Below are 12071 nucleotides of genomic sequence, written 5' to 3' on the forward strand. Positions count from 1 at the left end.
GCCGGACGGCTCGGAAGGGTCGGACGCCGTGATCAGCGCCGAGCGACGCCTGCGCGGCTGAGAGACGATCCGATCGCGAGTCCTGCTGCGGTCCACGCGATCGGACCGAGCACCGCGATCACGAGGTAGGAGATCTCCGCCCACAGCGGGAAGGTCGCGAGGTCGACGGCGAAGAACACCACGACGGCCACGATGACCCCGATGATCGCTGCGGAGATGAAGAAGCGCCAAGGGCCCCAGGAGCGGTAGCGGGTGAGCGCGGCGATGCCCTCCTGGATCGCCCCGAACAGCAGCGCGGTGCCGATGAAGCGCAGCGTCCAGGCGGGATTGAACGCGCTCGAGATGAGGGCGGCGAACACGTGCGTGACGAGGGCCACGAAGGGGCGGCGCAGCACCTCCTGAGCGATGATCCCCGGCAGCACGTGCGAGCCGAGCACGAGTCCGTAGAGATACGGAGCGCCCACGATGACGATCGGCGTGATGAGCCCGGCGATCCCCCCGAGGATGCCCGTGGCGACGCCGATCGCGGCGCAGACCAGCAGCACGCGGGTCGTCAGAACGGGGGAGGGGGCCACCCCTCCAGCCTACTGTCGACCATTGTCGACACGGCTGGCCGTTCGTCCAGGAATAATCCCCGACCCTGGTGTGTGGACGGAAGCCGGGCGTAGCTTGAACGGCGGTGCGGCACCGCAGTCGCACCGTGATCATCGGGAGAAGCACATGGGTCGAACACCCCTCCGGATGGCAGCGGCCACCACCCTGGCAACGCTGTTCATCGCATCGACGGCAACCGCAGGCTACGCAGGCACGGAGGAGGTGACAAACCCCACTCCGGTCGACGGCACGCCCGGTCACTACATCGTCGTGCTGAAGTCCGATCCGCTCGCGAGCTACACCGGCGACGTCAACGGGCTCAAGGCCACCAAGCCCGCCGAAGGCGAGCAGCTCGAGACGCAGTCGCAGGATTCGCAGCGCTACGTGCAGCACCTCGAGGCCGAGCAGCAGACGGTCGCGCAGGAGGCGGGAGTCACTCCCGAGATCAGCTACCAGGTCGTGCTCAACGGCTTCAGTGCCGAGCTCACGGGCGCGCAGGTCGACAAGCTGCGGGCGTCGAAGGACGTGTACGACGTCTACCCCGACTTCATCCGTCACCCCGACGCGCAGACGTCGACGGACTTCCTCGGCCTCGGCGATGACAAGAAGGGGCGTGGCGGCGTCTGGCAGCAGACCGGCGGCGTCGACAAGGCCGGCGAGGGCGTAGTCGTGGGTGTCATCGACACGGGCATCGCTCCCGAGCACCCCTCCTTCGAGGGCAAGAAGCTCAAGAAGCAGCCGAAGAACGACAAGCGCCACAAGGGCGGTCAGCCGTACACCGACGGCACCTTCGTCTACTTCGACAAGTCCGACGGCGGCCAGTTCCAGAGCACGATGGTCGAGGCTCAGGAGTGGGACAAGGGCGACTACTCGTCGAAGCTCATCGGAGCCCAGTACTTCTACACCGGCGCCGAGGCGGCCGGATTCGACTTCCAGTACGACTACCTCTCGCCGCGCGACGGCGACGGCCACGGTTCGCACACCGCGAGCACGGCGGCCGGCAACTTCGGCGTGAAGGCCTCGATCGAGGACGTCGACTTCGGCAAGATCTCGGGGGTCGCCCCCGGAGCCAAGGTCGCCGCCTACAAGGCCTGCTACGTCGGGCCCGATGAGGCCGTCACCACCGACGACATCTGCGCGGGCAGCGACCTGATCGCCGCCATCGACCAGGCGGTCGCCGACGGCGTCGACGTGATCAACTACTCGATCGGCGGCGGAGCGGCATCCACCGTGCTCGCCCCCGAGGACATCGCGTTCTTCAACGCGGCGGCAGCCGGCGTCTTCGTCGCCACGAGCGCCGGCAACGACGGTCCCGACTCCGTCACCGCCGACCACGCCTCCCCCTGGTACACCACGGTCGCGGCATCGACGATCCCGACGTGGGAGGGCACCGTGCAGTTCGACGGCTTCGCCCAGGCCGGCGCATCGGTGAGCGTGCCGTTCGGCACGACCGTCACCGGGCCGTCGATCTACGCGGGTGACGCGCCGGCTGCCGGACAGGCTGCCGCCGATGCCGCGCTGTGCCTTCCGGGCACGCTGGATGCGGCGAAGGTCACGGGTCACATCGTGGTCTGCGACCGCGGGGGCAACGCCCGCGCCGAGAAGTCGCAGGTCGTGAAGGATGCCGGCGGCATGGGCGTCGTGCTCGTGAACGTGCCCGGTGGTGCGGACTCGCTCGACAACGACTTCCACGCGGTGCCCACCGTGCACCTCTCGTCCGTGCATCGCGCAGCCGTGCTCACCTATGTGCAGGGCGGCGCCGATCGCCCGATCACGCTCGTCGGTGAGAACACGACCGGTGTCGTGACCCCGGTGCCCCAGATCGCCGGCTTCTCGAGCCGTGGCCCGATGCTCGCCGACGGCAGCGACATCATGAAGCCCGACATCGCAGCCCCCGGCGTCGCGATCCTCGCGGCCACGCAGAACGGGCCCGGAGAGGCGCCGACCTTCGGCATCCTGTCGGGCACGTCGATGGCGTCACCGCACATCGCCGGTCTCGCGGCGCTGTATCTCGGCGAGCGTCCCAACGCGAAGCCGGCTGAGGTCAAGTCGGCCATGATGACGACCGCCTACGACACGGTGAACCCCGACGGCTCGGCCAACAAGGACCCGTTCCAGCAGGGCGCGGGCCAGGTCGACCCGAAGCGCTACTTCAACCCGGGCCTGCTCTACCTGAACGACGTGCCCGACTGGGCCGCGTTCCTCGAGGGCAAGGGTCTGGCGGAGTTCGACGGCGTCGAGCCGATCGACGGCAGCGACCTGAACATCGCATCGTTCTCGATCGGATCGCTCGCGAGCGCGCAGAGCGTCACCCGCACGGTGACGGCGACCGAGAAGGGCACGTTCACGGCATCCGTCGATCTGCCCGGCGTCGACGTGACCGTCGAGCCCTCGACGCTGAAGTTCACCAAGCCCGGCCAGACCGCGACCTACACGGTCACGTTCGACAACCAGAGCGCTCCCGTCGAGCAGTGGGCGACCGGGTCGCTCACCTGGACGAGCAAGAGCAACTCGGTGCGCTCGCCGATCGCGGTCTTCCCCGTGACGGCCGACGCGCCGGCCGAGGTCGAGGGCACCGGAGTCGAGGGGGCGACCACGGTCGAGATCACCCCCGGCGTCGACGGCGCTCTGGCGCTCGGGCTCTCGGGACTCACGCCGTTCAGCCTGCTGGAGGACCCCGACGGCCGTGTCGTCGGACACTCGGGCGATGAGGCGTCGGGCGATGAGAACAAGGACGTGTCGTGGATCGTCGACGTGCCGGAGGGCACGACGCTCTCGCGCTTCGACCTCGACTCGTTGGATGACGCGGGCAGCGACCTCGACCTGACCGTCTACCGGGTCGTGAGCGCCGACGACCTGCGCTACTACGAGCGCTGGCAGTCGGCGACCGGTTCGGCGGATGAGCAGGTCACACTCCCGGCTCCGACGGCGGGCACCTACCTGGTGGTCGCGAACGTCTACTCGACCTCGGCCCCGATGACGTGGGACATGACCTACGCCAACGTGCAGCCCGAGGGCGAAGGGGCGTTCACCGCGACCCCGAACCCGATCGAGGCCGTCCGCGGCCAGGCGACGAGCTACGAACTGAGCTGGACCGGCCTCACCGCCGGCACCCGGTACCTCGGCCTCGTGCAGTACGGCGAGTCCGCCGTGCGCACGATCGTGACGGTCGACGCGCAGTAGCGATCAGCGCCGGCGCCCCGTGCTCTTCGGAGCGCGGGGCGCCGTCGCGTGCGGTCGCCGCATCGTCGAGGCCGCGTCGAGGCCGCGTCGCGTCGCGCGCAGGGCGCGGTGTCGCAGTCAGAGCCGTCAGATCTTGCGGCCGCGCGGCATCAGCCGCACGTCGGGAAGAGGCGGAGCGGGGATGCGGACGTCGTGCCCTTCGACGACACCGAACCGCGCGGAGGCCGCCTCCCACTCGGTGCGAGCCTCGACGATCTCCTCGTGCGTGCGTCCGGCGAAGTTCCACCACATCACGATCTCGTCCTCGAAGGGCTCGCCGCCGATGAGGAACAGCAGCGCTCCCTGTGCGCTGGACACCTCGACCGAGTCCCTCGAGTCGCCGAGGTACAGCATGTCGTTCGACGACATCCCGTGCGTGGCGACGACGGCATCGCCCTCGACGAGCATGAGGCCGTGCTCCCATCCTGAACGCAAGGGCAGGTGCAGACGAGCGCCCGCGGGGATCCGGATCTCCGCGCCGACGATCGGGGTGTGCACGGTGGCGGGCGATGAGGTGCCGGCGAACTCGCCGAGGACGACGGTGGCGGTGGCGTCCTGACCCTCGTCGGCAGGGAGCGGCAGCTGTGGCAGCTCGGTGTGCCGTTCGAAACCGGCAGCGCCGTGCCGTGCGCTCTCGGGCAGCACCACCCAGAACTGCAGGGCGTCGAGGGGGATCGGATCATCGCCGATCGAGTACTCCGAATGCGAGATGCCGTTGCCGGCGGTCATGAGGTTCAGCTGGCCCCTGCGGAGGTCGGCGTCGCTGCCGACCGAATCCCGGTGACGGATCTCTCCGACCAGCGGCCAGGTCACGGTCTGCAGACCGATGTGCGGATGCGGTTCGACCCGCATCCTGGTGTCGGCGGGGCCGAACCGGTCGAGGAAGCACCACGCCCCGATGGTCGGGAGGTTGCGATGCGGCAGCACGCGCAGCACGTTCATCCCGCGCACCCCGCCGAGCGGCACCTCGCGTGGCTCGAGGACGATGCGTCGTTCGCCGATCATCACGCCTCCGTCGGAGCAGCGCCGGGCCGCTTGGGCCAGCGGATCTCGGCGCCCGGGATCTCATGCGTCGTCAGGTACTTCGCGATGTACGGGCAGAGCGGCACGATCGCGTCGCCGGATGCCGCGGCATCCGTCAGGGCGCGCTCAGCGAGGATCCCCGCGAGTCCCTGACCCTGGAACGCGGGGTCGATCTCGGTGTGGATGAAGCGGATCGCGCTCGGACGCAGCTCGAACTCGGCGAAGCCGGCGAGCGTCTCATCCGAGTGGATCTCGTAACGGGAGGCGTCGTCGTTGCGGGTGACGGTGATGTCGGTCATCGGGGCTCCTTCGGGCGTCTGCCACAAACCTACGCCCGCTGAGCGTCCACAGGCGCGGCCGACGTCGGCGGGGGTCGTTACGCTGGAGGGATGCCGCAGACTCCCCGTGACCCGTACGAGGATCTGCCCTACGCCGACGAGCCGTGGGACGGCGCAGGGTGGGAGCCCTCCGAGCCGCCCGAGCCGATGGACTGGGAGCCGCAGGGCGCCGGGTACGAGCCGCCGCTCGACTGGGGCCAGGGTCCCGTGACGCCGGTCGGATCGGCGTCCGCGCGCTCATCCGCACGCTCGTCTGCTCCCGGGGTGACGGCGACGGCCGCGCGACAGGCCGCCCCCAGCCGATACGCGACCGCGGCCGAGGCGCTGCACACGGTCTTCGGCTACGACGAGTTCCGCGGCGATCAGGCCGCGATCGTCGATCAGGTCATCTCGGGCGGTGACGCTGTCGTGCTCATGCCCACCGGCGGCGGCAAGAGCGTCACCTATCAGGTGCCCGCACTCGTGCGCGAGGGCACCGGCCTCGTGATCAGCCCGCTCATCGCTCTCATGCACGACCAGGTCGACGCGCTCCGGGCCAACGGCGTCAACGCCGCCTATCTCAACTCGACCCAGGCGATCGAAGAGCGGCGCGAGGTCGAACGGGCGTACGTCGCCGGCGAGCTCGACCTCATCTACGTCGCCCCCGAGCGGCTGTCCTCGCCGCAGACGACCGCCCTGCTGCAGCGCGGCACGCTCAGCGTCATCGCGATCGACGAGGCGCACTGCGTGTCGCAGTGGGGTCATGACTTCCGCCCCGACTACCTCGCACTCGGCGATCTGGGCGAGCGGTTCCCCGGTGTTCCGCGCATGGCGCTCACGGCCACCGCCACCCGGGCGACGCACAAGGAGCTCACCGAGCGACTGCGTCTCGACGCCGCGCAGCACTACGTGGCCAGCTTCGACCGGCCCAACATCCAGTATCGGATCGTGCCCAAGGTCGATCCGCGCAAGCAGCTCGTCTCGTTCATCCGTGCGCAGCCGGAGGGCTCGGTCGGCATCGTCTACGCGCTGAGCCGGAAGTCCGTCGAGCAGACCGCGACCTATCTCGCCGCTCAGGGCTTCGACGCCCTGCCGTATCACGCCGGTCTTCCGGCCGAGGTGCGGGCGAAGAACCAGTCCCGGTTCCTGCGCGAGGACGGCGTCGTGATGGTCGCGACGATCGCCTTCGGCATGGGAATCGACAAGCCCGATGTGCGCTTCGTCGCTCACATCGACCTGCCGAAGTCCGTCGAGGGCTACTACCAGGAGACCGGTCGCGCGGGCCGTGACGGCGAGCCGTCGATCGCCTGGATGGCGTACGGCCTGGGCGACGTGGTGCAGCAGCGCCGCATGATCGACCAGAGCCCGGGCGATCGCACGTTCAAGATGCGCCTGGGGCAGCACCTCGACGCGATGCTCGCGCTGTGCGAGACGGTCGAGTGCCGCCGCCAGAACCTTCTCGGCTACTTCGGGCAGGACTCGCAGCCGTGCGGCAACTGCGACACGTGCCTCGACGAGACCGAGACCTTCGACGGCCTGATCCCGGCACAGAAGCTGCTCTCGACGATCGTGCGGCTCAAGCGCGAGCGCAATCAGGCCTTCGGAGCCGGGCATCTGATCGACATCCTCCGCGGAGCCTCGACCGAGCGCATCCGTCAGCAGGGGCACGAGAAGCTCGCGACCTATGGAATCGGCGCCGACCTCTCCGACCAGGACTGGCGCAGCGTCGTCCGCCAGCTGCTCGCACGGGGGATCATCGTGGCGCAGGGCGACTACGGCACGCTCGCTCCGGGCGAGCAGTCGGCCGGCGTGCTGAAGGGCGAGACCCCGGTGCCGTTGCGCAAGGACACGATCGGACGCCCCGCTTCGTCGCCGCGGGCACGCAAGGCGAGTGCGGCGGACGCGCTCGATCAGTCCGACCGCCCGCTCTTCGAGGCGCTGCGGGCGTGGCGCGCCGAGACGGCGCGCGAGCAGGGCGTTCCGGCGTACATCGTCTTCGGCGATGCGACGCTGCGTGCGCTCGCCGAGCATCGTCCGGCTTCGCTGGCCGACCTCGACGGGATCACGGGGATCGGCGCCAAGAAGCGGGATGCCTACGGAGAGGGCGTGCTCGCCGTCATCGCGGCCGGCTGACGCAGGGCGCCGTTCAGCTCGGCAGCACGTCTTCGAGATGCGCGCGCAGGTGGGCGCCGACGTCGACGGCCCCGCGGTCGTAGAGCCACTGGTACTGCAGGCCGTCCCACAGGGCGATCAGCCAGATCGCCTCGTGCTCGGGGTCGCGGTGCTCGGGCAGATCGCCGTCGATGCGGGCGAGACGGAACAGCTCGGTGAAGTAGTCGATCGCCTGGGAGAACCGCGTGGCGAAGTAGTCGTGCGCAGGGTGCATGGCCGGCACCGCTTCGCAGGAGAGCACCGCGTAGACCTCGATGAGGCCGGGCTCGTCGAGTGCGCTCACCCGTGCTCCGAGTGGGATCGCGCGCAGCGCGTCGGCGGCTCGCTCGGCATGGGTGGACTCGCTGCGCACACGGATCGCGCTGTCGCGCTCGGAGAGCACCGCGCTGAGCAGCAGTTCCTTCGACGGGTAGTGGTGGAGCAGAGTGGACTTCGAGACGCCGACAGCCTGAGCGATGTCCCGAAGACTGGTGTCCCCGTAGCCGTCCTGGGAGAACAGGCGTGAGGCGTCGGCGAGGATCTGCGCGCGGCGGCGCCGTCCCACCTCGTATCCCGGGGAGTCGTCGACGGCGGGCTCTCCGAACACAGGCGGCAAGGGGCCGGCAGCGGTCGGAGAAGGGTCGGGGCTGTCGGCATCCCGCCACCCGTAGGGCAGTGCCCACAGGGATTCGCGCTCCTCGAGCATCTGCACGACGTCGACCCGGTCAGGCAGATACTGAGAGATCAGCTGCAGCCCGTCCCAGCCCGCGCTGTGACGCACGGACTCGTCCGCGACGTCGCGGTCGGCGCCGATCGTCCCATGCAGCGCCGCATCTTCGAGGACATCCGTGCTGAGGCGGTGCAGGCGTGCATACCGCTGGCGCATCCGCTCGTGCGCCGGGTGTCCGGAGGCGGATGCTTCCCCGGTGAGTGCGGCGAAGAGCTCGAGGTAGCCGGGGGTGCGCGCGTTGCGTCGAGCCACGTCCGCGAAGATCAGTTCACCGGAATCGGATGCCGCAGCGAGCAGGTCGAATGCCCGTTCGTTGTCGTCCTCGAAACCGGCGACGACCTCGGCGAGCAGGTCGTCCTTCGACGCGAAGTGTCCGAGCAGCCCCGGATGGCTCACGGATGCCGCGGCGGCGATGTCGCGCAGGGACGTCGAACGGTATCCGTTCGAGACGAAGAGCTCTCGGGCCGCGTCCACGATCCGCTGACGCGTGGCCGCGGCGCGCGCCTGGCGCGAGCCCGTCGTGGCTGCTGTCGTCATCCCGTCCACCCTTCCCTCTCATTCTCTCTCATTACCAATCGGTAGACATTCACTTACCAATCGGTCGACATTCCGGTAATGTCATCCTCACGTCGTGTCGCAGATGACCGGCGCACCTTGCCCGAAAGGATCCACCCGTGACAGAGCTGTCATCGGCCGCCACCGCGGCCGCCGTAGGAACGACCGGTTTCAAAGTTCCCGGCACCACCCCGCTGAAGACGCCCCGTGGCTACACCCCCGGACTCGCCGCCGTGAACTTCGGCGTCTACCTCGCCCTACTCACCCCGGTGATGGTGTCGATGGCCTTCAAGATCCAGCGGCTCGACCCCACCAACACCGAGGCGAGCCTCGGACTGGTGATGGGTGTCGGTGCGGCCTTCGCGCTCGTCGCGAATCCCCTCGTCGGTCGCCTCTCCGACCGCACGACCTCGCGGTGGGGCATGCGTCGCCCCTGGATCCTCGGCGGTGCGATCGTCGGCCTCGGCGGCTTCGCGATCATCGGCGCCGCGACCTCGGTGCTCGTCGTTCTCCTCGCGTGGTGCCTCGTGCAGGCATCCATGAACGCCGTGCTCGCGGCGGCCAACGCGACCCTGCCCGATCAGGTGCCGGTCTCGAGCCGTGGCAAGGTGTCGGGCATCATCGGCATCACGACCCCCATCGGCATCCTCGCCGGCAGCTTCATCGTCAACTTCCTCCCCGGCGACTTCGAGCGCTTCTTCGTCCCCGGTGCCATCGCGCTGATCCTCGTCATCGTGTTCGTGCTCACCCTCAAGGACCGTCGTCTCACCGAGAAGCCCGCCACGCGCTTCACGGTCGGCACGTTCTTCGGCTCGTTCGTGTTCAACCCCCGCAAGCACCCCGACTTCGGATGGACCTGGCTCACGAAGTTCTTCGTGATGTTCGGCTACGCGGGCATCGCCACCTTCCTGCCGCTCTACCTGGTGACCAAGTTCCAGCTCGACGAGCAGGGCGCAGTCGGCACGATCCTGATCGCCAACCTCGCCTCCATGGCCGCGATGGCTATCTCCGCGCCGCTCGGCGGATTCCTCTCCGACAAGATCGGCAAGCGCCGGCCGTTCGTCGCGATCGCCGGCGTCATCATGGTCGTGGGCCTCGTCATCCTCGCGATCGCTCCGTCGATCGCCGTCGTCATCGTCGCTCAGGCCATCATCGGACTCGGTGCGGGGTCGTTCCTGTCGGTCGATCTCGCGCTGGCGACCGAAGTGCTGCCCAACCCCGACGACGTGGCGAAGGACCTCGGCGTGCTCAACATCGCCAACGCCCTTCCCCAGTCGATCGCCCCGGCCATCGCGCCGAGCATCATCGCTCTCGGCGCCGCGACGCCGCTGGGCGGCTACACGACCTGGTACCTCTTCGGAGCGCTCGTCGCACTCGCCGGCGCCGTTCTCGTCTACCGCATCAACGGAGTCAAGTGACCATGACCGACACCGACGTGACCACTGCCCGACCGTGGCTCGACGCGGCCCTGCCCGTCGATGAGAGAGTGCAGCTCCTCCTCGACGAGATGACCGTCGAGGAGAAGGCCGGACTGTTCTTCCACACGATGATCGCGATCGGAGACCTCGATGAGGCGAACCCGATCTTCGGCACACCGAGCGCTCGCGAGTTCATCGACCTCAAGAACATGACGCACTTCAACCTGCTCGGGGCGGCGCCCACCGGGCGAGAGATAGCCGCCTGGCAGAACGAGCTGCAGCGGCTGGCGGCCTCGACCCGGCTCGGCATCCCGGTCACGCTGTCGACCGACCCGCGGCATTCGTTCAGCGAGAATCCCGGGGCGTCGATCCTCGCCGGACCGTTCTCGCAGTGGCCGGAGACCCTGGGTCTCGCAGCCACCCGTGACCCCGAGCTGGTCGAACGGTTCGCAGATATCGCTCGTCAGGAATATACGGCTGTCGGCCTGCGGGTCGCCCTTCACCCGCAGGTCGACCTCGCCACAGAACCGAGGTGGGCGCGGCAGACGGCGACGTTCGGCGAAGACCCCGAATTGACGGGCATTCTGGGAGCGGCATATATCCGCGGGTTCCAGGGCGACTCGTTCGGTCCCGGATCGGTCTCGACCATGACCAAGCACTTCCCCGGCGGCGGGCCGCAGCTCGACGGCGAGGACCCGCACTTCCCGTACGGGCGGGAGCAGGTGTATCCCGGGGATGCGTTCGACCTGCACCTCAAGCCCTTCGAGGATGCACTGGCCGCCGGCACGCGTCAGATGATGCCGTACTACGGCATGCCCGTCGGCACCGAGTACGAGGAGGTCGGGTTCGGCTTCAACAGGTCGGTGATCACCGGGCTGCTGCGCGAGCGATTCGGGTTCGACGGCCTGGTGTGCACCGATTGGGGTCTGATCAACGATGCGGAGATCTTCGGCCAGCCGTTCCCTGCCCGCGCCTGGGGCGTGGAGGATCTGACGCCGCGAGAGCGGATGCTCAAGGTGCTCGATGCGGGTGTCGATCAGTTCGGTGGCGAGGACTGCCCCGAACTGCTGCTCGGGCTGGTCGCCGAGGGCTCGGTCTCGGAGGAGAGGCTCGACCTCTCCGCGCGACGGATCCTGCGGGAGAAGTTCGAGCTCGGGCTCTTCGAGAACCCGTTCGTCGACGAGGACGCGGCGGACGAGATCGTCGGCAGCGCGGAGTTCCGCGCCGCGGGAGAGGCGGCCCAGCGCGCCTCCGTGACCGTGCTGACGAACGATGGCTCGCTGCCCTTCGCCCCCGGGATCAAGCTCTACGTCGAGGGGATCGAACCATCCGTCGCAGCCGCGTACGGCGACGTCGTGGCGACCGTCGACGAGGCCGACCTGGCGATCCTCCGTCTCCAGGCGCCGTTCGAGCAGCGCGACACGACCTTCGAGAACTTCTTCCATGCGGGGTCGCTCGAGTTCTCCGACGAGGTGCTCGCGCATGTCGGCGCCATCGCCGGAGCCGTGCCGACCGTGGTCGATGTGCTCGCCGATCGACCGCCTATTCTCGAACCGATCGTGGCCGGTGCGGCGGCCGTCACCGTCAACTGGGGGGTCTCAGGGGCGGCGCTGCTCGATGTGCTGAGCGGCGTCGCGAGCGCGCAGGGCAGGCTCCCGTTCGACCTGCCGAGGTCGATGGCCGCGGTCGTCGCCTCGCGACCCGATGTGCCGTTCGACACCGCTGATCCGCTCTTCCGATTCGGCGACGGGCTCGCTCTGTAGCCCTCGCTTCACGCCCTGAACCGCCCCGCAGACCTCGGTCTGCAGGGCGGTTTCGTCGTGTGGCCGGAGTGCGTGTCGCGCCTGCGCGGAGTGCGCTGGACCCCTCCTATTCGTCCTGGCAAAAGCGTCCTCGCCAACAGACCTGTGGGCAGGTCTCAATGACCGATGACGAAATGTCTCACCTGATGACGTTTCCTGAAAGATCACTGGACAATCGCTGGACTTAACATTCCCGATCCGGCAATACTGTCTGGACATGCGCTCGGTCGGCACCTGTCGACGCCTGGGGAGGGCCTTG

At 68.8% G+C, this 12071-nt stretch carries 8 protein-coding genes; 4 read left to right on the forward strand and 4 right to left on the reverse strand.

Features of this window, described 5'->3' with window-relative positions; all coding sequences use genetic code 11:
- Positions 1-32 precede the first annotated feature (32 nt).
- Entirely contained in the window at positions 33-575 is a 543-nt protein-coding gene (locus ACIPV5_RS04845; RefSeq protein ID WP_053098643.1) for an ECF transporter S component, read from the reverse strand.
- Between the two features lie 145 nt (positions 576-720).
- Between ACIPV5_RS04845 and ACIPV5_RS04850 the strand changes: the two genes are divergently transcribed.
- The gene (locus ACIPV5_RS04850; protein ID WP_400340114.1) at positions 721-3777 is read left to right on the forward strand and encodes a S8 family peptidase; all 3057 of its coding nucleotides are present in this window, start codon (positions 721-723) and stop codon (positions 3775-3777) included.
- A gap of 126 nt (positions 3778-3903) precedes the next feature.
- On the opposite strand, the gene ACIPV5_RS04855 is transcribed toward ACIPV5_RS04850, so the two are convergent.
- The gene (locus tag ACIPV5_RS04855; protein WP_053098645.1) at positions 3904-4821 is read right to left on the reverse strand and encodes a pirin family protein; all 918 of its coding nucleotides are present in this window, start codon (positions 4819-4821) and stop codon (positions 3904-3906) included.
- The gene (locus ACIPV5_RS04860; RefSeq protein WP_056276588.1) at positions 4821-5138 is read right to left on the reverse strand and encodes a GNAT family N-acetyltransferase; all 318 of its coding nucleotides are present in this window, start codon (positions 5136-5138) and stop codon (positions 4821-4823) included. The genes ACIPV5_RS04855 and ACIPV5_RS04860 overlap by 1 nt, the downstream gene beginning before the upstream one ends.
- 90 nt (positions 5139-5228) lie before the next feature.
- Here ACIPV5_RS04860 and recQ point away from each other — a divergent pair, with 90 nt between their 5' ends.
- Entirely contained in the window at positions 5229-7289 is a 2061-nt protein-coding gene (gene recQ / locus ACIPV5_RS04865) for a DNA helicase RecQ (RefSeq protein WP_394194830.1), read from the forward strand.
- A gap of 13 nt (positions 7290-7302) precedes the next feature.
- On the opposite strand, the gene ACIPV5_RS04870 is transcribed toward recQ, so the two are convergent.
- On the reverse strand, positions 7303-8574 hold the full coding sequence (locus ACIPV5_RS04870; protein ID WP_187248899.1) for a TetR/AcrR family transcriptional regulator: 1272 nt from the start codon (positions 8572-8574) through the stop codon (positions 7303-7305).
- 137 nt (positions 8575-8711) lie between these two features.
- Here ACIPV5_RS04870 and ACIPV5_RS04875 point away from each other — a divergent pair, with 137 nt between their 5' ends.
- Both ACIPV5_RS04875 and ACIPV5_RS04880 read left to right on the forward strand, forming a co-directional pair.
- A complete protein-coding gene (locus tag ACIPV5_RS04875; protein WP_400340119.1) occupies positions 8712-10010 on the forward strand; it encodes an MFS transporter in 1299 nt (432 codons plus the stop codon).
- Between the two features lie 2 nt (positions 10011-10012).
- Positions 10013-11773 (forward strand): glycoside hydrolase family 3 protein, encoded by a 1761-nt coding sequence (locus tag ACIPV5_RS04880; protein WP_400340122.1) that lies wholly within the window; start codon positions 10013-10015, stop codon positions 11771-11773.
- Positions 11774-12071 lie beyond the last annotated feature (298 nt).

The sequence above is a fragment of the Microbacterium sp. NPDC090014 genome (assembly GCF_044748285.1).
Lineage (GTDB): Bacteria > Actinomycetota > Actinomycetes > Actinomycetales > Microbacteriaceae > Microbacterium.

Coding starts and splice junctions, on each gene's coding strand:
- ACIPV5_RS04850 (WP_400340114.1), top strand. CDS start 721: ATGGGTCGAACACCCCTCCGGATGGCAGCGGCCACCACCCTGGCAACG.
- ACIPV5_RS04855 (WP_053098645.1), bottom strand. CDS start 4,821: ATGATCGGCGAACGACGCATCGTCCTCGAGCCACGCGAGGTGCCGCTC.
- ACIPV5_RS04860 (WP_056276588.1), bottom strand. CDS start 5,138: ATGACCGACATCACCGTCACCCGCAACGACGACGCCTCCCGTTACGAG.
- recQ (WP_394194830.1), top strand. CDS start 5,229: ATGCCGCAGACTCCCCGTGACCCGTACGAGGATCTGCCCTACGCCGAC.
- ACIPV5_RS04870 (WP_187248899.1), bottom strand. CDS start 8,574: ATGACGACAGCAGCCACGACGGGCTCGCGCCAGGCGCGCGCCGCGGCC.
- ACIPV5_RS04880 (WP_400340122.1), top strand. CDS start 10,013: ATGACCGACACCGACGTGACCACTGCCCGACCGTGGCTCGACGCGGCC.